The sequence below is a fragment of the Microbacterium sp. 05T445 genome (genome assembly GCF_056395865.1).
In genome coordinates this window covers 1,736,100-1,756,931 of the sequence record NZ_JBFTKJ010000002.1, presented here as the reverse complement: position 1 = coordinate 1,756,931, position 20,832 = coordinate 1,736,100, and the positions used below count along the sequence as shown (strand labels likewise).

16 protein-coding genes and 1 pseudogene are annotated in these 20,832 nt (G+C 70.0%); 11 read left to right on the top strand and 6 right to left on the bottom strand.

What is annotated here, in order from left to right:
- The first annotated feature begins 2 nt into the window (after positions 1–2).
- The 10 genes and pseudogenes from uvrA to AC1DDU_RS17830 form a co-directional block, all read left to right on the top strand.
- The gene (uvrA, locus tag AC1DDU_RS17875) at positions 3–2,966 is read left to right on the top strand and encodes an excinuclease ABC subunit UvrA (protein ID WP_477436456.1); all 2,964 of its coding nucleotides are present in this window, start codon (positions 3–5) and stop codon (positions 2,964–2,966) included.
- Positions 2,967–2,971: 5 nt separating this feature from the next.
- Positions 2,972–4,918, top strand: coding sequence for an excinuclease ABC subunit UvrC (gene uvrC / locus AC1DDU_RS17870; protein WP_477436454.1), 1,947 nt, complete (start codon positions 2,972–2,974; stop codon positions 4,916–4,918).
- Between the two features lie 22 nt (positions 4,919–4,940).
- The gene (gene rapZ, locus AC1DDU_RS17865) at positions 4,941–5,828 is read left to right on the top strand and encodes an RNase adapter RapZ (protein ID WP_477436452.1); all 888 of its coding nucleotides are present in this window, start codon (positions 4,941–4,943) and stop codon (positions 5,826–5,828) included.
- Positions 5,829–5,894: 66 nt separating this feature from the next.
- Entirely contained in the window at positions 5,895–6,872 is a 978-nt protein-coding gene (whiA, locus tag AC1DDU_RS17860; protein ID WP_477436450.1) for a DNA-binding protein WhiA, read from the top strand.
- 153 nt (positions 6,873–7,025) lie between these two features.
- Positions 7,026–7,652: a superoxide dismutase gene (locus AC1DDU_RS17855; protein ID WP_477436448.1), complete on the top strand. Its 627-nt coding sequence runs from the start codon at positions 7,026–7,028 to the stop codon at positions 7,650–7,652.
- 103 nt (positions 7,653–7,755) lie between these two features.
- Positions 7,756–8,766 (top strand): type I glyceraldehyde-3-phosphate dehydrogenase, encoded by a 1,011-nt coding sequence (gap, locus tag AC1DDU_RS17850; protein WP_477436446.1) that lies wholly within the window; start codon positions 7,756–7,758, stop codon positions 8,764–8,766.
- A gap of 9 nt (positions 8,767–8,775) precedes the next feature.
- Positions 8,776–9,990 (top strand): phosphoglycerate kinase, encoded by a 1,215-nt coding sequence (locus AC1DDU_RS17845; protein WP_477436444.1) that lies wholly within the window; start codon positions 8,776–8,778, stop codon positions 9,988–9,990.
- A complete protein-coding gene (gene tpiA / locus AC1DDU_RS17840; protein ID WP_477436442.1) occupies positions 9,981–10,772 on the top strand; it encodes a triose-phosphate isomerase in 792 nt (263 codons plus the stop codon). The genes AC1DDU_RS17845 and tpiA overlap by 10 nt, the downstream gene beginning before the upstream one ends.
- 107 nt (positions 10,773–10,879) lie before the next feature.
- Positions 10,880–11,128, top strand: coding sequence for a preprotein translocase subunit SecG (secG, locus tag AC1DDU_RS17835; RefSeq protein ID WP_477436440.1), 249 nt, complete (start codon positions 10,880–10,882; stop codon positions 11,126–11,128).
- Positions 11,128–11,262, top strand: a pseudogene (locus AC1DDU_RS17830) (RNA polymerase-binding protein RbpA); the annotation flags it as partial. The gene secG and the pseudogene AC1DDU_RS17830, both read left to right, overlap by 1 nt.
- 63 nt (positions 11,263–11,325) lie before the next feature.
- On the opposite strand, the gene pgl reads toward AC1DDU_RS17830, so the two are convergent.
- From pgl to tkt, 6 genes are read right to left on the bottom strand one after another with little or no spacing between them, the layout of a single operon-like run.
- Entirely contained in the window at positions 11,326–12,105 is a 780-nt protein-coding gene (gene pgl / locus AC1DDU_RS17825) for a 6-phosphogluconolactonase (RefSeq protein WP_477436438.1), read from the bottom strand.
- Between the two features lie 33 nt (positions 12,106–12,138).
- Complete coding sequence (locus AC1DDU_RS17820) at positions 12,139–13,098, bottom strand: glucose-6-phosphate dehydrogenase assembly protein OpcA (RefSeq protein WP_477436436.1); 960 nt, start codon at positions 13,096–13,098, stop codon at positions 12,139–12,141.
- Complete coding sequence (gene zwf / locus AC1DDU_RS17815) at positions 13,095–14,645, bottom strand: glucose-6-phosphate dehydrogenase (RefSeq protein WP_477436434.1); 1,551 nt, start codon at positions 14,643–14,645, stop codon at positions 13,095–13,097. The genes AC1DDU_RS17820 and zwf overlap by 4 nt, the downstream gene beginning before the upstream one ends.
- Positions 14,646–14,661: 16 nt before the next feature.
- The gene (locus AC1DDU_RS17810) at positions 14,662–16,284 is read right to left on the bottom strand and encodes a glucose-6-phosphate isomerase (protein WP_477436433.1); all 1,623 of its coding nucleotides are present in this window, start codon (positions 16,282–16,284) and stop codon (positions 14,662–14,664) included.
- Positions 16,281–17,402, bottom strand: coding sequence for a transaldolase (gene tal / locus AC1DDU_RS17805; protein WP_477436431.1), 1,122 nt, complete (start codon positions 17,400–17,402; stop codon positions 16,281–16,283). Before tal ends, AC1DDU_RS17810 begins: the two co-directional genes overlap by 4 nt.
- A gap of 18 nt (positions 17,403–17,420) precedes the next feature.
- Positions 17,421–19,541 carry a transketolase gene (tkt, locus tag AC1DDU_RS17800; protein ID WP_477436429.1) on the bottom strand — a complete coding sequence of 707 codons (2,121 nt, stop codon included), beginning with the start codon at positions 19,539–19,541 and terminating at the stop codon, positions 17,421–17,423.
- Between the two features lie 331 nt (positions 19,542–19,872).
- Here tkt and AC1DDU_RS17795 point away from each other — a divergent pair, with 331 nt between their 5' ends.
- Positions 19,873–20,814 (top strand): heme o synthase, encoded by a 942-nt coding sequence (locus AC1DDU_RS17795; protein WP_477436427.1) that lies wholly within the window; start codon positions 19,873–19,875, stop codon positions 20,812–20,814.
- Positions 20,815–20,832 lie beyond the last annotated feature (18 nt).

Sequence of the window (20,832 nt, the reverse complement as noted above, 5' to 3'; positions counted from 1 at the left end):
GGGTGCCCATCGTCCCTGTCGCCCTGCCCGGAAACATGCCCGGGAACACGTCCGGAAACGCCGTCGGCGGCACCAGCGGAAAGCTGAGCGTCCGCGGTGCCCGCGTGCACAACCTCAAGGATGTCGACCTCGACATCCCGCGCGATTCGCTGGTGGTCTTCACGGGCCTGTCAGGCTCTGGCAAGTCGAGCCTCGCATTCGACACCATCTTCGCCGAGGGCCAGCGCCGGTACGTCGAGTCGCTGAGCGCGTACGCGCGGCAGTTCCTCGGCCAGGTCGATCGGCCCGACGTCGACTTCATCGAGGGCCTCAGCCCGGCGGTGTCGATCGACCAGAAGTCCACCAACCGCAACCCGCGTTCGACCGTCGGCACGATCACCGAGATCCACGACTACATGCGTCTGCTCTGGGCGCGCATCGGCATCCCGCACTGTCCCGAGTGCGGCGAGGTCATCCAGCGCCAGACGGTGCAGCAGATCGCCGACCAGCTCATGGAACTGGCCGAGCGCACGCGGTACCAGATCGTCGCGCCCGTCGTCACTCAGAAGAAGGGCGAGTTCGTCGACCTCTTCAAGGAGCTCGGCGCCAAGGGCTACGCCCGCGCGATCGTCGACGGCGAGCTGATCCAGCTGGCCGAGCCGCCGACGCTCAAGAAGAGCTACAAGCACGACATCGCGGTCGTGGTCGACCGGCTCGTCGCGGCCCCCGGAATCCTGGAGCGCGTCACCGACTCGGTCGAGACGGCGCTCTCGCTCGCCGGCGGCGTCATGCAGGTCAACTTCGTCGACGAGGAGGGGGATGCCGCGTGGCAGTCCTTCTCCGAGAAGCTGGCGTGCCCGAACGGCCACCCGCTGCAGCTGACCGAGATCGAGCCTCGCACGTTCTCGTTCAACGCCCCGTTCGGCGCCTGCCCGGCCTGCTCGGGCCTGGGCACCCGCATGTCGGTGGATGTCGAGCTCATGCTGGGCGACGAGGACCTCTCGATCCGCGAGGGGGTCCTGATCCCGTGGACGACGCAGGGCAAGGGACTGTTCCAGTACTACGAACGCCTCCTCGAGGGCCTCGCGAACGACCTGGGCTTCTCTCTCGACACCCCGTGGAAGAAGCTCCCGGCGGATGTGCGCGAAGCCGTGCTGCGCGGTGAGAACTACAAGGTCACCGTGCGGTGGAAGAACCGGTACGGCCGCGAGATGCGCTACTCGTCCGGCTTCGAAGGCGTCGTGCCCTACATCGAGCGGCAGTACACGCAGGCCGAGTCCGACACGCAGCGGCAGCGCTGGTCGGAGTACCTGCGCGAGGTGCCGTGCCCGGTGTGCGACGGTGCGCGCCTCAAGCCGGAGGTGCTCGCCGTGCAGGTGCACGGGCACTCGATCGCCGACGCCTCGCGGCTGAGCCTGGGCGAGGCGCGGCAGTACTTCGCCAAGCTGACGCTCACCGACCGCGAGGCGACCATCGCGGCGCAGGTGCTGCGCGAGATCCGCCTGCGGCTGGACTTCCTCATCCGCGTCGGCCTGGACTACCTGAGCCTCAGCCGCGCCGCCGCCACCCTGTCCGGCGGCGAGGCGCAGCGCATCCGCCTCGCGACCCAGATCGGCTCGGGCCTGACCGGCGTGCTCTACGTGCTGGACGAGCCGTCCATCGGCCTTCACCAGCGTGACAACCGCCGGCTCATCGAGACGCTGGTGGCGCTGCGCGACCTCGGCAACACGCTCATCGTCGTCGAGCACGACGAGGAGACCATCCACGCCGCCGACTGGGTCGTCGACATCGGCCCCGGGGCCGGCGTCAACGGCGGCGAGGTCGTCCACTCCGGCCCGATCGGCGAGCTGCTCGAGGACCCCGACTCGATCACCGGCGACTACCTCTCCGGCAGGCGAGCGATCCCGACCCCGAAGAAGCGCCGCAAGATCGACAAGAAGCGCCAGGTGACGGTCGTCGGCGCGCGCGAGAACAACCTCAAGAACGTCACCGTCGACTTCCCGCTCGGCGTGCTCACCGCGGTGACCGGCGTCAGCGGCTCGGGCAAGTCCTCGCTGGTGAACGGCATCCTGTATCAGGTCCTCGCCACGCGCCTCAACGGCGCACGCCGTGTCGCCGGCAAGCACACGCGGGTGACCGGCCTCGAGAACCTCGACAAGGTCGTGCACGTCGACCAGGCGCCGATCGGCCGCACGCCGCGCTCCAACCCGGCCACGTACACCGGCGTGTTCGACCGCATCCGGACGCTGTTCAGCGAGACGCAGGAGGCGAAGGTGCGCGGCTACCAGCCCGGACGCTTCAGCTTCAACGTCAAGGGCGGCCGCTGCGAGGCGTGCTCGGGCGACGGCACGATCAAGATCGAGATGAACTTCCTTCCCGACGTGTACGTCGACTGCGAGGTCTGCCACGGCAAGCGGTACAACCGCGACACCCTGGCCGTGCACTACAAGGGCAAGAACATCGCCGAGGTGCTCGAGATGCCGATCGCCGAGGCTGCCGAGTTCTTCGAGCCGATCCAGGCCATCCACCGCTACCTCAAGACGCTCGTCGACGTCGGCCTCGGCTACGTGCGACTGGGGCAGTCCGCCACGACCCTGTCCGGCGGCGAGGCGCAGCGCGTGAAGCTCGCGACGGAGCTGCAGCGGCGCACGAACGGCCGGTCGATCTACGTGCTCGACGAGCCCACCACGGGTCTGCACTTCGAAGACGTCCGCAAGCTCCTCGAGGTGCTCAACGGCCTGGTCGACAAGGGCAACACCGTCATCGTCATCGAGCACAACCTCGACGTCATCAAGTCCTCGGACTGGGTGATCGACCTCGGGCCCGAGGGCGGAGCGGGCGGCGGCCAGATCATCGCCACGGGCACCCCGGAGCAGGTCGCACGCGTCGATGCCAGCCACACCGGCGCCTTCCTGGCCGAGGTGCTCGGCATGCGCGCGCCCACGCACGCGGTCGCCGAGCTCGTCGGGGCGCGCAAGGCCGGCTGAGCGGCATGGCGCGCTCCGCTCCCACCGTCCCGTACAAGCCGAAGCCGGGGGAGATCCCCACCAATCCGGGGGTCTACCGGTTCCGCGACCGGGACGGCCGTGTGCTGTACGTCGGCAAGGCGAAGAACCTCCGCGCGCGCCTGTCGAACTACTTCGCGCCGCTGCGCACGCTGCACGAGCGCACCCGGCGGATGGTGACGACCGCCGCTTCCGTGGAGTGGACGGTCGTGGCGACCGATGTCGACTCGCTGCAGCTCGAGTACCAGTGGATCAAGGAGTTCGATCCGCCGTTCAACGTCCGCTACAAGGACGACAAGTCCTATCCGTTCATGGCGATCACCCTGGCCGACGAGGCGCCGCGGGTCATCGTGACGCGCAACCGCCGCATCCCCGGCGCGAAGTACTTCGGCCCGTACCCGAAGGTGTGGGCGGTGCACGACACCATCGACCTCATGATCAAGGTGTTCCCGATCCGCACCTGCAGCGACGCGTCGTACAAGAAGGCGATGGCGACCGGCCGGCCGTGCTTCCCCGGCCAGATCGGGCGCTGCGGCGGTCCCTGTTCGATGAAGGTCACGATCGAGGAGCACCGCGCGATCGTCGAGGACTTCATCGCGTTCATGTCCGGAGGCGACCAGCGCTTCACGAAGGAGCTCACCGCGCGGATGCGCGAGGCCTCGGCGGCGATGGACTATGAGGCGGCCGCGGTCTACCGCGATCGGCTGCAGTCGATCGACGCGGTGCTCAACCGGAGCGCGCTCGTGCTGGCCGCCGACACCGACGCCGACCTGTTCGGCATCGCCGAGGACGAACTGGCCGCGACCGTGCAGCATTTCGTGATCCGCGGCGGTCGCGTGCGAGGGGTGCGGGCGACCACGATCGAGAAGGAGATCGACATCTCAGGCGGCGACCTCGTCGACCAGGTGCTGCAGCGCACCTACGGCAACGCCGAGGGGGCCGACATCCCGAAGCAGGTGCTGGTGCCGGCGATGCCCGAGGATGCCGCCGATCTGGAGGAGTGGCTTCGCGAGCGGCGCGGCAAGAACGTGACGATCCAGGTCGCCCAGCGCGGACGCAAAGCCGACCTCATGCGTACCGCGACCCTGAACGCGCAGCAGGCGCTGATGCTCCACAAGACGCGCCGCACCAGCGACTACGTGGCTCGCACGCAGGCGCTCACCGACCTGCAGGAGGCACTCGACCTCGCCGAGGCGCCGCTGCGCATCGAGTGCTACGACGTCTCGCACCTGAGCGGCACGAACGTCGTCGCCTCGATGGTCGTGTTCGAGGACGGACTGCCTCGCAAGGACCAGTACCGCTCGTTCGGCGTCGCCGAGACCACCGACGACACCGACTCGCTCTACCAGGTGCTCACGCGCCGGCTCGCGTACCTGGATCGCCCGGAGGAGAGCGAGGCGGATGCCGCGTCCGCGGTCCGTACGACCGAGGGGCCGGAGGGCGAGAAGCTCGTCGTGACCGAGCGGCGCCGCCCCCGCTTCGCGTACCGGCCGCAGCTGCTGGTGGTCGACGGCGGTCAGCCGCAGGTCGAGGCGGCCGCGCGCGCCCTCCGCGACGCCGGTCACGAGGAGATCGCGCTGTGCGGTATCGCGAAGCGGCTCGAGGAGGTGTGGCTGCCGGGGGAGGAGTACCCCGTGATCCTGCCGCGCACGTCCGAGGCGCTGTACCTGCTGCAGCGGCTGCGCGACGAGGCCCACCGCTTCGCGATCACGCATCAGCGCAAGCGCCGGCGGCGCGACATCCAGAGCGTGCTGGCGGAGGTCCCGGGGCTGGGGGAGGCGCGCATCAAGGCGCTGCTGCGCCACTTCGGCTCGGTGGCGGCGCTCAGGAAGGCGACGCCGGACGAGATCGCGGAGCTTCCCGGGGTGGGTCCGAAGCTCGCCGCGGCCATCCACACCCATCTGGCTCCGGCCGCCGCACGCTCCAGTGACTAGGCTGGTCGGGACGGGGGTGGTCATGACCGAGGCGACGAGTCGCGACGGTGACATCGGCGAGGTGCTGATCGTCACGGGTATGTCCGGTGCCGGACGCTCGACGGCGGCGAACGCGCTGGAAGACCTCGACTGGTACGTCGTCGACAATCTGCCGCCGCAGATGCTCAAGCCGCTCCTGGACCTCACCGAGCTCGCGGGAGGTGTGCTCCCGCGCGTCGCCGTCGTGGTCGACGTCCGCGGGCGCGACCTGTTCTCCGACCTCCCCGAGGCGATGCGCGCGCTGCGTGAGCGGCGCCAGATCCGCCTGATGTTCCTGGACGCCTCCGACGACGCGCTGGTGCGGCGCTTCGAGGCTGTGCGCCGCCCGCACCCGCTGCAGGGCGACGGCACCGTCCTCGACGGCATCCGTCTCGAGCGCGCTCGCCTCGCGGCGGTGCGCGAGAGCGCCGACTTCATCATCGACACCTCGAGCTACAACATCCACCAGCTCGCCACGCAGGTGGCCGACATGTTCACCGAGGCGGGATCGGCCCGCCACACGCTGACACTGCTCAGCTTCGGGTTCAAGTACGGGCTGCCGCCGGATGCCGATCTCGTCGCCGACATGCGATTCCTGCCCAACCCGTTCTGGGACGAGCGGCTCCGCCCGTTCACCGGCGAAGACCCTGAGGTGCGCGACTACGTGCTCGGCCAGGAGGGTGCGCGGGAGTTCCTGGAGGCGTACAGTCAAGCGCTGCGCCCGGTGCTGGAAGGCTACCAGCGCGAGAACAAGCGGCACTCCGTGATCGCGGTCGGCTGCACCGGTGGAAAGCACCGCTCGGTCGTCATGGTGCGCGAGCTCGCCGACCGCCTGGCCACCGTGCCGGGCGTCGCCGTGCGCATCAAGGACCGCGACCTCGGACGCGAGTGAGAGGTCGGCGGCCGAACCGGCCGGGTAGGCTAGACGGTCGTTCCCGCAAGACCCTGAAGGAGACCCGTGTCGCTGACCGCTGACGTGAAGGCCGAGCTGATCACCGTGCGAGACCCGCGCCCTACGGCACGGGTGGCCGAGCTCACGTCGCTGCTGCGATTCTCGGGCGGCCTGCACTCGATCGCGAACCGCGTGGCCGTCGAGGCGGAGCTCGACTCCGACGTCCTCGCCCGTCGCACCGCCCGCGACCTCGTCGAGCTCTACGGCGTGCGCCCCGAGCTCGTCCACGTGCAGGGCTCCGGTGCCCGCACCGGCAGCCACTACGCCGTCCGCGTCATCGAGGGCGGTGAGACCCTCGCCCGTCAGACCGGTCTGCTCGACCAGCGGCGTCGCCCGGTCCGCGGTCTGCCCAACAAGCTGACCACCGGTTCGCGCGGCGACCTCGCGGCCATCTGGCGCGGCGCGTTCCTCGCCGCCGGCACGCTCAGCGACCCCGGGCGCTCCGCCGCGCTGGAGATCACCTGCCCGTCCTCGGAGGCCGCGATGGCGCTCGTGGGCGCCGCGCACCGTCTCGGCATCGCGGGCAAGGCGCGTGAGGTGCGCGGCATCCCGCGCGTCGTCGTGCGCGAGGGGGAGGCGATCCGCGCCGCCCTTGCGGCGATGGGCGCCGTGCGCGCCGCCGGCGAATGGGACCAGATGCGTCAGCGCCGCGAGGTCCGCGCCGGGGTCAACCGCCTGGTCAACTTCGACGATGCGAACCTCCGTCGCTCCGCCCAGGCCGCCGTCGCGGCGTGCGCCCGCGTCGAGCGCGCGCTCGAGATCCTCGGCGACGAGGTGCCGGACCACCTCCGTCAGGCCGGCGATCTGCGCCTGGCCCACCGTGACGCGAGCCTGGACGAGCTCGGCCACCACGCCGACCCGCCGCTCACGAAGGATGCGGTCGCCGGGCGCATCCGCCGGCTCCTCGCGATGGCCGACAAGAAGGCCGAGGCCGAGGGGCTGCCCGGTACTGAGTCCGCCGTCCCCGCAGGGATCGAGGACTGATCGGAAGAACGGCTGCCGCGAATCGCGGCAGCCGTTCTTTCATATGTCGCGGAGGGAAGCAACCCCGTCACGCGTGCGTTGGCGCTCAGTAGGATGAGTCCGTCACCCTCGCTGCGCCGGGGACTCGGCGCGCGCCGACAGGAAGAAGAGAACATGGCGAAGTACACCCTGCCCGACCTCCCCTATGACTACGCCGCGCTGGAGCCGCACATCAGCGGCAAGATCATGGAGCTGCATCACAGCAAGCACCACCAGGCGTACGTGACCGGAGCGAACACCGCGCTGGAGCAGCTCGCCGAGGCTCGTGAGTCGGGCAACCTCGCGAATGTCAACAAGCTCGAGAAGGACCTCGCGTTCCACCTCGGCGGCCACGTCAACCACTCCATCTTCTGGACCAACCTCTCGCCCGAGGGCGGCGGAGAGCCCGAGGGCGAGCTGCGCGCCGCCATCGACGAGTTCTTCGGCGGCTTCGACAAGTTCCAGGCGCACTTCACCGCCGTCGCGAACGGGATCCAGGGCTCGGGCTGGGCCGTGCTCAGCTGGGACCCGATCGGCGAGCAGTTGATCATCCAGCAGCTCTTCGATCAGCAGGGCAACACCGCGCAGGGCACGATCCCGATCTTCCAGCTGGACATGTGGGAGCACGCGTTCTACCTCGACTACCTCAACGTCAAGGCCGATTACGTCAAGGCGGTCTGGAACATCGCGAACTGGCAGAACGTCGCGCAGCGCCTCGATGCCGCCCGTTCGAAGACGGCGGGCCTGCTGGTACTGTCATAGCAAGCGCGGCGTCCCTGCGGGTCCGCCCGCTGGGACGCCGTTGTCTCTGTCTGCAATCGCAACAACCGCGCACTCGCGCACGACACATCTCAGGAGCAATTCCGTGACTGTCAAGATCGGCATCAACGGCTTCGGCCGTATCGGACGCAACTTCCTTCGCGCGGCACTCGCGCAGGGCGCAGACCTCGAGGTCGTGGCGGTGAACGACCTCACCGACAACAAGGCCCTGGCCCACCTGCTCAAGTACGACTCGGTCGGCGGCCGTCTCGACGCCGACGTCTCGTACGACGAGGACTCGATCACCGTCAACGGCAAGGCCATCAAGGTCTTCGAGGAGCGCGACCCCGCGAACCTGCCGTGGGGCGAGCTCGGCGTCGACATCGTCATCGAGTCCACCGGTCGCTTCACCAACGCGGCCGATGCGGGCAAGCACATCCAGGGCGGCGCCAAGAAGGTCATCATCTCGGCGCCGGGCACCGACGTCGACGGCACCTTCGTCATGGGCGTGAACGAGGACACGTACGACTCGGCGACGATGAACATCATCTCCAACGCGTCGTGCACGACCAACTGCCTCGCGCCGCTGGCCAAGGTGTTCAACGACGCGTTCGGCATCGAGCGCGGCTTCATGATGACGGCGCACGCCTACACCGCCGACCAGAACCTCCAGGACGGCCCCCACAGCGACCTGCACCGCGCTCGCGCTGCCGCGCTGAACATCGTGCCGGCCTCGACGGGTGCGGCCAAGGCCATCGGCCTGGTGCTGCCCGAGCTCAACGGCAAGCTGAGCGGCTCGTCGTACCGCGTGCCGGTCCCCACCGGCTCCATCGTCGACCTGACGATCATCACGCCGACCGAGGGCCTCACCAAGGAGGCCGTCAACGCCGCCTACGAGGCCGCCGCCGCCGACGGTCGCCTGGTGGGTTACCTGAAGTACAACACCGACCCGATCGTGTCGACCGACATCCAGCTCGACCCGTACTCGTCGATCTTCGACGCCGGCCAGACGAACGTCAGCGGCAACCTGGTCAAGGTCTCGAGCTGGTACGACAACGAGTGGGGCTACTCGAACCGCCTGGTCGACCTCACCGAGTACGTCGCCGAGCGCCTGTAACCAACGGCCATGGCTCTGCGCACCCTCAGCACCCTGGGTTCGCTGGCCGGCAAGCGCGTCATCGTCCGTGCTGACCTCAACGTCCCTCTCCAGGACGCGGTCATCACGGACGATGGCCGTGTGCGGGCCACGCTCCCCACGCTCAACGCCCTGATCAACCAGGGCGCCCGCGTCGTCGTCTGCTCCCACCTCGGGCGCCCGGACGGCGCTCCCGACCCGAAGTACAGCCTCGAGCCGGTCGCCCAGCGCCTGTCGGAGCTGCTCGGCAAGCCCGTCGCCTTCGCGCGCGACACCGTGGGGGAGTCGGCCCATGAGGCCGTCGCCGCCCTGGATGACGGCGACATCGCCGTCATCGAGAACCTGCGGTTCAACCCCGGTGAGACCGCGAAGGACGAGGCTGCGCGCCGCGCCTTCGCCGCGCAGCTGGCCGAGCTCGGCGATGTGCTGGTGTCGGACGGCTTCGGCGTCGTGCACCGCAAGCAGGCGTCGGTGTACGACCTCGCCGAGCTCCTGCCGTCGGCCGCCGGTTTCCTGATCGAGAAGGAGGTCGACGTCCTCGACCGCCTCACCGAGAACCCCGAGCGGCCCTACGCGGTCGTGCTCGGCGGTTCGAAGGTCAGCGACAAGCTGGGCGTCATCGCGCACCTGCTGCCGCGCGCCGACAAGATCCTGGTGGGCGGCGGCATGCTGTTCACCTTCCTCGCGGCCCAGGGCTACAAGGTCGGCAAGAGCCTGCTCGAGGTCGACCAGATCGACACCGTCAAGGGCTACATCGCGGATGCCGCCGAGCGCGGCGTCGAGCTGATCCTGCCGGTCGACGCGGTCATGGCTTCGGCGTTCGCCGCCGACGCCGACCACGTCGTCGCCCCGGCGGACGCGCTCGAGGACACGCCGTTCGGCGCTGACGGTCTCGGCCTCGACATCGGCCCGCAGACGGCGGAGCTGTTCGCCGCCGCGATCCGCTCGTCGACCACCGTGTTCTGGAACGGCCCGATGGGCGTTTTCGAGATGCCGGCGTTCGCCGCGGGCACCAAGACGGTCGCACGGGCGCTCACCGAGGTCGACGGCCTGTCCGTCGTCGGCGGCGGCGACTCGGCCGCGGCGGTCCGCCAGCTCGGATTCGCCGACGACCAGTTCGGTCACATCTCGACGGGCGGAGGCGCGAGCCTCGAGTTCCTCGAGGGCAAGAAGCTCCCCGGACTGGAGGTCCTCGGATGGCAGTGAGCACCCGTACGCCGCTGATCGCAGGCAACTGGAAGATGAACCTCGACCACCTGCAGGCGGTCGCGTTCGTCCAGAAGCTGCACTGGACGCTGAAGGACGCCAAGCACGAGGACGGCTCGGTGGAGGTGGCGGTCTTCCCGCCGTTCACCGATGTGCGCACCGTGCAGACGCTGCTCGACGCCGACAAGATCCCGTTCGCCCTGGGCGCGCAGGATGTCTCGGCGCACGACTCCGGCGCCTACACCGGCGAGGTCTCCGGCGCGTTCCTGGCCAAGCTCGACGCGCGCTACGTGATCATCGGCCACTCCGAGCGACGCCAGTACCACGGCGAGACGGATGAGGTCGTGGCCTCCAAGGTCAAGGCGGCGATCAAGCACGGCCTCGTCCCGGTCATCTGCGTGGGCGAGACGCTCGAGCAGCGCGAGGCATCCGGTCCTACCGCGGTCTCTGTCGGGCAGCTCGAGGTCGCCCTCGAGGGCGTGGCCGCTGACGCCGAGATCGTCGTGGCGTACGAGCCGGTCTGGGCGATCGGGACCGGCCAGGTCGCCTCGCCCGAGCAGGCACAGGAGGTGTGTTCCGCGCTCCGTGAGGTCATCGCCGACAAGCTCGGCGCTGACGCCGCCGCGCGCACGCGCATCCTCTACGGCGGGTCGGTGAAGTCGGGCAACATCGCCAGCTTCATGCGCGAACCCGACGTCGACGGTGCCCTGGTCGGCGGGGCCAGCCTCGTGGTCGACGAGTTCGCCGCGATCATCCGCTACCAGAAGCACGTCGGCGTCTGACGCCGTCGCCGGCGGGTGTGCGAGGGTTCCTCGTCGCCCGCCGGCGTACACGTATACTTGACCCCTGTGCGATCGGCGAATGATCGCATCGAAAGGCTTCAACGACTGTGCAGATCATCGAGTTCGTCCTGCAGGTGCTTCTCGGCATCACGAGTCTCCTGCTGACCCTCCTCATCCTGCTCCACAAGGGGCGTGGTGGCGGCCTGTCCGACATGTTCGGCGGCGGCATGACGTCCGCCCTCGGCTCGTCCGGACTCGCCGAGCGCAACCTCAACCGCTTCACGGTTGTCCTCGCGCTGGTGTGGTTCGCGTCCATCGTGGCCCTCGGGCTCATCACGAAGTTCCAGGCGATCTGATGGCCACCGGAGGAAACGCGATCCGCGGCACCCGCGTCGGCGCGGGCCCGATGGGCGAACAGGACCACGGCTTCCACGCCGACCGCATCGCGGTCTCGTACTGGGACGCGCTCGGCAACGAGACGGTGCGCTACTTGCGGATGCCGTCGGCATCCGCTCTTCTCTTCTGTATCGGTGGGGTGCTGCCCGGACCGGGGTCAGTACTCCCGGTCGATGAGGTCGGGCGGGACCTGTGCCGCTGCCGCCTCGTCCACGAAGAACACGGTGCGCTTGCGGCCCTTCGCGCCGGCTGCCGGCACGCTCGTGTAGCTGGCACCGGCCAGCGCGAGGCCCAGAGCCGATGCCTTGTCGGTGCCCGAGATGACCAGCCACACCCGCTTGGAGCTGTTGATGACCGGCCGCGTCATGGTGACGCGCTCCGGCGGCGGCTTGGGGGAGTCCCGGACCGCGACCACGGCGCGGTCGGTGATCTGGATCTCGGACCGGTCGGGGAAGAGCGATGCGATGTGACCGTCGGGGCCGACACCCAGGAAGCAGACGTCGAAGGCCGGCCACGGGCCCTCGTCGCCGGCGAACGCGGCCAGGTCCGCGGCATAGGCGGCGGCCGCGGCATCCAGGTCCACGCCGTCGTCGCTCGGCAGCGGCGCGTGGATGTTGGCGGCCGGGATGTCGAGACCGTCGAGGAATGCGTCGCGCGCCTGCTGCTCGTTGCGGTCGGCGTGGCCGCTCGGAACGAACCTCTCGTCGCTCCACCAGAAGTGCACGCGCGACCAGTCGATCCGCGTCGCCCGCGGGTTGCGCGCCGCTGCGGCCAGCACTGCGGAACCCATGGTCCCGCCGGTGAGCGAGATGTGGGCGAGCTTGCCTTCGTCCACGCGCTTGGCGACGCGGCTCAGAAAGCGCGCGGCCACCGATTCGGCCAGCGCGGCGGGGTCGGGACTGATGACGACGCGCTTCTCGGCCCAGCCTTCAGGCATGATCCTCAACCCTGTCCGACCGGTGCGCGGCGCTCATCGATCCTGCGTCTCCTTCGTCGCCGAACCGCTGAGGAGTTCCCAGCCGTCGGTGATGACTCGACCATACAGGACGTCCGGGTCGAGGCGACGGAGCTCCTCAGCGAGGCATTCGCGCAGCGTCCGGCGCGGAAAAGCGAGCTCGTGGCTGGGCTGACCGGGCTGGGTGAGGATCGCGACGCCGGGCGTGGGGCGCTCCAGCAGCACCTCGCCGCTCGGGCGCACCAGCGCGACCGACTTGATGCCGTGGGGCCACTCCTCGGGGGTCAGGTACGACCAGTCGACCGGGACGTCGAGGGTGAGGCGCAGCCAGGCGGCGAGGAGCGCCGTCGACGGCGAGTCCGCCGCGCCGCGCACCCGCACGCCGAGCACGGGCTCGTACGGCGGCTGGTCGAGGATCGCCGCGAGCTGCTCGCGCCAGCGGGTCAGGCGCGTCCACGCCAGGTCGGTGTCTCCGGGCGCATACTGGGCGCCGAGCCCGGCGACCCAGGCTGACGGGTCGGGCTGGGCTGCGGCATCCGTGATCCGGCGCTGCGCGATGCGGCCGATCGACGTCTTCGAGATGCGCTCGGGCGTGCGGTTCGGCCACCACACCACCACGGGCGCATCGGGCAGCAGCAGGCCCGTCACGAGGCTCTCGAGGTTCGAGTGGCCGGCATCGCCGAACGCGCGCAGCGTGACGACTTCGCTGGCCCCCGCGTCGCCGCCGACCCGGATCTGGGCGTCCAGGCGCGACTCGGCGTCGTACTGGTCGGGGATCATCAGCACGATGACCCGCATCGGGTGCTCGCGCGACGCGTCGTTCGCGGCCTCGATGACCTCTTCGACGGCGCCCTCGCGGGTGAGGATGATGAGCGTCAGCACGCGGCCGAGGGCGACGGCGCCGCCCTCCTCACGGACGTTGACCAGCGCGCGCGAGATCTTGCTGACGGTCGTGTCGGGAAGGTCGACGATCACGGGCGCCTCCAGGTGCGGCCATCGCGGGCGAGCATCTCGTCCGCGGAATCCGGGCCCCACGACCCGGGCGAATACTGCTCGAGCGGGCCACCCTGCGCGTCCCAGAACTTCTCGATCGGGTCGAGGATCTTCCACGACAGCTCGACCTCTTCGTGCCGTGGGAACAGCGGCGGGTCGCCGAGCAGGACGTCGAGGATGAGGCGCTCGTACGCTTCGGGGCTCGCCTCGGTGAAGGCGTGGCCGTAGCCGAAGTCCATCGTGACGTCGCGCACCTGGGCGCCGGCGCCGGGCACCTTCGAGCCGAAGCGGATCGTGACGCCCTCATCGGGCTGCACGCGGATCACGAGCGCGTTCTGGCCCTGGCCCGACGTCTGGCTGCGCGAGAACAGCAGCTCGGGGGCGCGCTTGAAGATCACGGCGATCTCGGTGACGCGGCGCCCGAGACGCTTGCCGGTGCGCAGGTAGAACGGGACGCCCGCCCAGCGCCGCGTGTTCACCTCGAGGGTGACCGCGGCGTAGGTCTCGGTCGTCGAGTGCGGGTTCATGCCGTCTTCCTCGAGGAAGCCGAGCACCTTCTCGCCGCCCTGCCAGCCGCCTGCGTACTGACCGCGCGCAGTGGAGCGGGCGAGGTCGGCGGGGAGCGTGACGGCGGCGAGCACCTTCTCCTTCTCGGCGCGAAGGTCCTTCGCGTCGAACGAGATGGGCTCCTCCATGGCGGTCAGCGCCATGAGCTGCAACAGGTGGTTCTGGATGACGTCACGCGCCGCGCCGACGCCGTCGTAGTAGCCTGCGCGGCCGCCGACGCCGATGTCCTCGGCCATCGTGATCTGCACGTGGTCGACGTAGTTGCGGTTCCAGATCGGCTCGTACAGCTCGTTCGCGAAGCGCAGCGCCAGGATGTTCTGGACCGTCTCCTTGCCGAGGTAGTGGTCGATGCGGAAGATCGAGTCCGTCGGGAACGCCGATCGCAGCACGTCGTTGAGCGCCCGCGCCGACTCCTGGTCGTGGCCGAACGGCTTCTCGATGACGACGCGGCGCCAGCGGTCCGGCTGATCGGCGGTGTCGTCGACGAGCCCCGACGCCTTCAGCTGCTCCGCCACGAGCGGGAACGCCTTGGGCGGGATCGACAGGTAGAAGGCGTGGTTGCCCATCGTGCCGCGCTCGGTGTCGAGCCGGTCGACCGTCTCTTTGAGACGCCGGAACGCGTCGGGATCGTCGAACTCTCCCGACACGAACCGGATGCCCTGCAGCAGCTGCTGCCAGGTCTCGTCGCGGAACTCGGTACGCGCGTGCTGGCGCACGGCGTCGTAGACCACCTGGGCGAAGTCCTGGTCCGCCCAATCGCGGCGGGCGAAGCCGACAAGGGCGAACCCGGGAGGCAGCAGACCGCGATTGGCGAGGTCGTACACGGCGGGCATGAGCTTCTTGCGGGAGAGGTCTCCCGTCACCCCGAAGATCACGAGCGCGCTCGGGCCGGCGATGCGGTTGAGGCGCCGGTCCTCCGGGTCGCGCAGCGGGTTGTGCCCGCGCGAAATCTCGACGGTCATAGGCGGTGGCGGACTCCTACTGGGCGGCCTCGAAGAGCGAGAGCACTTCGATCTGCGGGTCGGTCAGGGTGAGGGTCACGACCGGACGGCCGTGCCCTTCGGCGAGCACGGTGGCGTCGCCGGCGGCCTGCGCCTGCAGGAGCTCGCCGAACGTGAACGGCCGGTCGGGGATCTCGAGGTCGACGTCGGTCTGCTCGAGGATCTGCAGGAAGACGCCGTTGGCGGGGCCGCCCTTGTGGTACTGCCCCGTCGAGTGGAGGAACCGGGGACCCCAGCCGAACGTGGTCGGGTGACCCGAGTCGGCCGCGACGAGCTCGCGCAGACCTGCCAGCTGGGGCAGCTCCAGCCGGTTCACGTACGCCTGGATGGCGACGTACCCGCCCTCGGGGATGCGCGCCCACAGGGCGTCGAGCACCCCGGCGACGGTTCCGGATGCCGCGAGCTCGGGGTCCGAGACCCGCACCTCGACGCCCTCGACCGTGAAGGCCGGTGCGGTGGGCGCGGGGCGCGCGTCGAGCAGGCCCCGTGCGGCCACCTTGGCCGATTCGACGTCGGGCTGGTCGAACGGGTCGATGCCCAGCATCCGTCCCGCGATCGCCGTCGCGTACTCCCACACCACGAACTGCCCGCCGAGCGATCCGCTCACGAGGATCTCGCCCTCGTGGTGCTCGAAGAGGTGGAACTCCTTGGCCTCGTCGACCAGGCGCACGATCTGCAGATCGACCGGCTTGGCGTCGACCTCGGGGGAGACGGGGAGCAGGACGACCGGAAGGATGCCGGTTCCCTGCTTGCCCGTCGACTCCGCGATGAGCTGCTCGATCCAGTCGGGGAGTCCCTGGATGTGGGTGCCGTCGGTGATGAGCCCGAGCTTGTCGCGGCGGGGCTCGCCGCCGGCGATGGCCGCGGCGAGCACGAGCGCGGGGTTGTCGGGGGAGTCGATCGCCACCTCGAGCAGCGAGGCCTCCGCCTCGTCCAGGAGCTCGGAGATGTCGGCTCCCGCCAGGCCCGCCGGCACCAGCCCGAAGGCGGTGAGCGCGGAGTAGCGGCCGCCCACGGTGGGGTCGGCGTTGAACACGGTGTATCCGGCGGCGCGGGCCGACTCGTCCAACGGCGAGTCCGGGTCGGTCACCACGATGATCCGCTCGGCGGGGTCGATGCCGAGGTCGCGGAAGGCGGCTTCGAACGCGCGCTTGGCCGAGTCGGTCTCGACGGTCGATCCGGACTTCGACGACACGATCAGGGCGGTGCGGGTGAGATCGCCGCTCTCGGCGTCGCCGTCGATCGCGGCGAGCACCTGGCCGGGGGCCGTGGCATCGAGGATCACCAGCGGCACGCCGGCGGTCTGGGCGATCACCTCGGGAGCCAGCGACGAGCCGCCCATCCCCGCGAGCACGAAGCGCGTCACGCCGAGGCCGGCGAGCCGCTCGCGCAGCGCGAGGATCTCGGGGACCAGCGGACGCGAGACGCTGACCGACTGCACCCAGCCCAGACGCCGGGAGGCCTCGGCCTCGGCGTCGGGGCCCCACAGCGAGGCGTCTCCGGCGGTGATGCCGGAGGCGACCAGGCTGCTCACCAGCTCGGGGAGCGTCGCTTCGACGACGGACTTGACGTGACCGCTGAGATGGATGTCGAAGCTCATCGTGCAGCCTCGAGCGCGTCCGCGAGCGCCGTACGGACGGTGCCCTGCAGGTCGTGCCAGGAGGCGATGAACTTCTCGACACCCTCGTCCTCGAGCACCTGGGTGACGTCGGCGAAGTCGACACCGGCCGCGGCGAGACGCGCGAAGACGTCGTGCGCGCCGGCGTAGGCGCCTGTGACGGCGTCGCCGCCGACGGGGCCGTGGTCGAAGGTGGCCTCGAGGGTCTTCTCGGGCATCGTGTTGACGGTGCCGGGAGCGACGAGCTCCGTGACGTACAGCGTGTCGGGCAGCGAAGGGTCCTTGACGCCTGTCGAGGCCCACAGCGGCCGCTGGAGGTGGGCTCCGGCATCCGTCAGCGCCTTCGCGCGGTCGGTGGCGAACGCCTGCTCGAACAGCTCGTACGCGAGGCGGGCGTTGGCGACGCCGGCCAGCGACTTCAGGGCCGTGGCCTCGTCGGTGCCGATCGCGGCGAGGCGCTTGTCGACCTCGGTGTCCACGCGGGAGACGAAGAACGACGCCACCGAGTGGATCTGCGAGATGTCGTGGCCGTTGGCCTGCGCCTGCTCGAGGCCGGCGAGGAAGGCCTCGATGACCTCGGCGTAGCGCTCCAGGCTGAAGATCAGCGTCACGTTGACCGAGATGCCCTCGGCGAGCACCGCGGTGATCGCGGGCAGGCCCGCCTTGGTCGCGGGGATCTTGATGTGCACGTTCGGGCGGTCGACCTTGGCCCACAGCTCCTTGGCCTGCGCGATGGTCGCGTCGGTGTCGTGGGCGAGGTCGGGGGAGACCTCGATCGACACGCGGCCGTCGACGCCGCCGGTCGCGTCGTAGACGGGGCGGAAGATGTCGGCCGCGTCGCGCACGTCGTCGGTGGTGGCCGCGAAGATCGCGTCGTCGACGGACGCGCCGGCCGCGGCGAGCTCGGCCAGCTGTGCGGCGTAGGCGTGTCCGCCGCCGCCGATCGCGCCCTGGAAGATCGTCGGGTTGGTCGTGACGCCGGAGACGTTGCGCGTCGAGATGAGCTCGGTCAGGTTGCCCGACGTGATGCGCTCACGCGACAGGTCGTCGAGCCAGATGCTGACGCCCTGGGCGACGAGCTTCTCGGTGGGGGTGCTCATGCTGCCTTCTCCTCGTGCTTACTGTGCCGTCGCGGGCTCGAGTGCCGCCGCGGCCGCAAGCGACTCGCGGGCGGCCCCGATGACGGCCTCGGCGGTGATGCCGAACTTCTGGAACAGGGTCTTGTAGTCGGCCGACGCGCCGAAGTGGTCGATCGCGACGGAGCGGCCGGCGTCGCCGACGATGCCGCGCCAGGTGAGCGCGGAGCCGGCCTCGACCGACACACGCGCCTTGACGGCGGCGGGGAGGACCTTCTCGCGATACGCGGCGTCCTGCTCGTCGAACCACTCCAGCGACGGGGCCGACACCACGCGGGCGTTGATGCCCTCGGCGGCGAGGGTCTCGCGCGCGGAGACCGCCAGCTGCACCTCGGAGCCGGTCGCGATGAGGATCACGTCGGGGGTGCCGTTCGGCGCCTCGGCGAGGATGTAGGCGCCCTTGGCGACGCCGTCGGTCGAGGCGAACACATCACCGGACGCCTCGCCCTCGCCGCGTGCGAACACCGGGATGTTCTGGCGGGTCAGCGCGATGCCCGACGGGCCGCCCTGTCGGCGCACGATCTCCAGCCACGCGGCCGAGGTCTCGTTCGCGTCGGCGGGGCGCACCACCGTGAAGCTGGGGATGGCGCGCAGGGTCGCGAGCTGCTCGACGGGCTGGTGCGTGGGGCCGTCCTCGCCGAGCGCGACGGAGTCGTGCGTCCACACGAAGATCGACGGGATGTTCATCAGCGCGGCCAGGCGCACCGAGGGGCGCATGTAGTCGCTGAAGATGAGGAACGTGCCGCCGAACGGACGCGTCGGGCCGTGCAGCTTGATGCCGTTGACGATCGCGCCCATGGCGTGCTCTCGGATGCCGAAGTGCAGCACCCGGCCGTACGGGTCGCCCGACCACTCGTGGGTCGACCACTCGGCGGGGATGAACGACTTGGCGTCCTTGATCGTGGTGAGGTTCGACTCGGCCAGGTCGGCCGAGCCGCCCCACAGCTCGGGCAGCACGCCGGCCAGGGCGTTGATGACCGTGCCCGATGCCGCGCGCGTGGAGACCTCCTTGCCGGCCTCGAACGAGGGGAGGGCGGATGCCAGGTCACCGGGCAGCTCGCCGGCCTCGAGGCGGTCGAACAGGGCCTTGCGCTCCGGGTTGGCCTCGGCCCAGGCGTCGAACGACTCCTGCCAGACGGCACGCGCTTCGGCGGCGCGGTCCTTCAAGGCGCGGGTGTGGGCGATCACGTCGTCGGCGACGACGAACGACTGCTCGGGATCGAACCCGAGGACCTTCTTGGTGGCGGCGAGCTCGTCGCCTCCGAGCGCGGAGCCGTGGATCTTGCCGGTGTTCTGCTTGCCGGGGGAGGGCCAGCCGATGATCGTGCGCAGGATGATGAGCGACGGCTTGGCCGTCTCGCCCTTCGCGGCCTCGAGCGCGGAGTGGAGCTCCGCGACGTCCTCGACGTACTGGCCGGTCTTCTTCCAGTCCACGATCTGCACGTGCCAGCCGTACGACTCGTAGCGCTTGGCGACATCCTCGGTGAAGGCGACGTTGGTGTCGTCCTCGATCGAGATCTGGTTCGAGTCATAGATCGCGATGAGGTTGCCCAGCTCCTGGTGACCCGCGAGCGACGACGCCTCGGAGGTGACGCCCTCCTGCAGGTCGCCGTCACCGGCGATCACGTAGATGTGGTGATCGAACGGCGAGGTGCCCGCGGGGGCGTCCGGATCGAACAGGCCGCGCTCGTAGCGCGCCGCGTACGCGAATCCGACCGACGACGCGAGGCCCTGCCCGAGGGGACCGGTCGTGATCTCGACGCCCTTGGTGTGGCCGTACTCGGGGTGACCCGGCGTCAGCGAACCCCACGTGCGCAGCGCCTTCAGGTCGTCGAGCTCGAGCCCGAAGCCGCCGAGGTACAGCTGTACGTACTGCGTGAGCGACGAGTGCCCGGCCGACAGGATGAACCTGTCGCGGCCGACCCAGTGCGTGTCGGCGGGGTCATGCCGCAGCACCCGCTGGTACAGCAGGTAGGCGGCGGGCGCCAGGCTCATCGCCGTGCCGGGGTGGCCGTTTCCGACCTTCTCGACCGCGTCCGCTGCCAGCACGCGGGCGGTGTCCACCGCGCGCCGATCGATCTCATCCCAACGCAGTTCCGACACCGGGCCGCCTTTCTCGAGGAGGTGCGCCCTTGGTGGCCGGCTCGCGGCCCTTGTCCGGATGGAGAAGGGGGAATCGGCGACGGGCGCGCGTGTTTCTCAGCATAGCGAAGCGGCATGCCGCCCAGGCCATGCGAGCCGTCTATGTGACGCAGTCTTGCGGACGCCCGGTCCTCGCCGGTGACGAGGCGGTGTCGTGCGGGTCACGATCCCTTCACGTGGGCCGCCCGACGGCTGTGATCGCCGCGGAGCGGCCCCCGCCGGGCCGCCGCAGGGCGGTCGGAAGGGATGCCCTAGACTTGGGGGGATTCTGCAGGCGGCGATTGCGGGGGCCATGGACATCACGAAGACGGCCGGGACCGAGGCATCCGCCGACGGATCCCGCCGGTCGCAGCAGAGCGTCGGACGCACGATCCGCGCCTACGTGGCGCTGATGAAGCCGCGGGTGCTCGAGCTGCTGCTGGTGACCACCGTGCCGGTGATGATCCTCGCGCAGGGCGGCTTCCCGAGCCTGTGGCTCATGGTGGCGACCGTCATCGGCGGCACCGCGAGCGCGGGTTCCGCGGCGGCGTTCAACATGTACCTCGACCGCGACATCGACGCGCACATGCAGCGCACCGTGAACCGCCCGCTCGTGACCGGCGAGGTCTCGCCGCGCGGCGCCCTGATCTTCGCGTGGTCGCTCGCGGTGTTCTCGACGGTGTGGCTGTGGCTCACCACGAACTGGCTCGCCGCGACCCTCTCCGCCGTCGCCATCTTCTTCTACGTCGTGATCTACACGATGATCCTCAAGCGCCGCACCGAGCAGAACATCGTGTGGGGCGGCATCGCCGGCTGCTTCCCGGTGCTCATCGGCTGGACGGCGGTCACCGGCTCGCTCGCCTGGCCGCCCGTCATCCTGTTCGTGCTGGTGTTCCTGTGGACGCCGCCGCATTACTGGCCGCTGTCGATGAAGTACAAGGACCAGTACGAGGGCGTCGACGTTCCGATGCTCGGCGCGACCCGGGCCGGCTCGCAGGTCGGCCTGCAGGTGATCCTCTACGCGTGGGCGACCGTCGTGTGCTCGCTGCTGCTGATCCCCGTCGCCGACATGGGCCTGGTCTACATCGTCTCCGCCGTGGTGTTCGGCGGCTGGTTCATCTACGAGTCGCACGTGCTCTACAACCGCGCCGTGCGCGGCACCGAGCCGCGGCCGATGCGCGTGTTCCACGCGTCGATCACGTACCTCACGCTGCTGTTCGTGGCGATCGCGGTCGACCCGCTGCTGCCCTTCTGATCCGCAGACGCGAAGAGG

What these genes read in the sequence shown, in the direction of transcription:
- zwf (WP_477436434.1), bottom strand. Translation starts at nt 14,645, where the DNA reads ATGACCGTCGAGATTTCGCGCGGGCACAACCCGCTGCGCGACCCGGAG.
- AC1DDU_RS17810 (WP_477436433.1), bottom strand. Translation starts at nt 16,284, where the DNA reads ATGAGCTTCGACATCCATCTCAGCGGTCACGTCAAGTCCGTCGTCGAA.
- AC1DDU_RS17845 (WP_477436444.1), top strand. Translation starts at nt 8,776, where the DNA reads ATGGCTCTGCGCACCCTCAGCACCCTGGGTTCGCTGGCCGGCAAGCGC.
- tal (WP_477436431.1), bottom strand. Translation starts at nt 17,402, where the DNA reads ATGAGCACCCCCACCGAGAAGCTCGTCGCCCAGGGCGTCAGCATCTGG.
- AC1DDU_RS17795 (WP_477436427.1), top strand. Translation starts at nt 19,873, where the DNA reads ATGGACATCACGAAGACGGCCGGGACCGAGGCATCCGCCGACGGATCC.
- pgl (WP_477436438.1), bottom strand. Translation starts at nt 12,105, where the DNA reads ATGCCTGAAGGCTGGGCCGAGAAGCGCGTCGTCATCAGTCCCGACCCC.
- rapZ (WP_477436452.1), top strand. Translation starts at nt 4,941, where the DNA reads ATGACCGAGGCGACGAGTCGCGACGGTGACATCGGCGAGGTGCTGATC.
- uvrC (WP_477436454.1), top strand. Translation starts at nt 2,972, where the DNA reads ATGGCGCGCTCCGCTCCCACCGTCCCGTACAAGCCGAAGCCGGGGGAG.
- tpiA (WP_477436442.1), top strand. Translation starts at nt 9,981, where the DNA reads ATGGCAGTGAGCACCCGTACGCCGCTGATCGCAGGCAACTGGAAGATG.
- AC1DDU_RS17855 (WP_477436448.1), top strand. Translation starts at nt 7,026, where the DNA reads ATGGCGAAGTACACCCTGCCCGACCTCCCCTATGACTACGCCGCGCTG.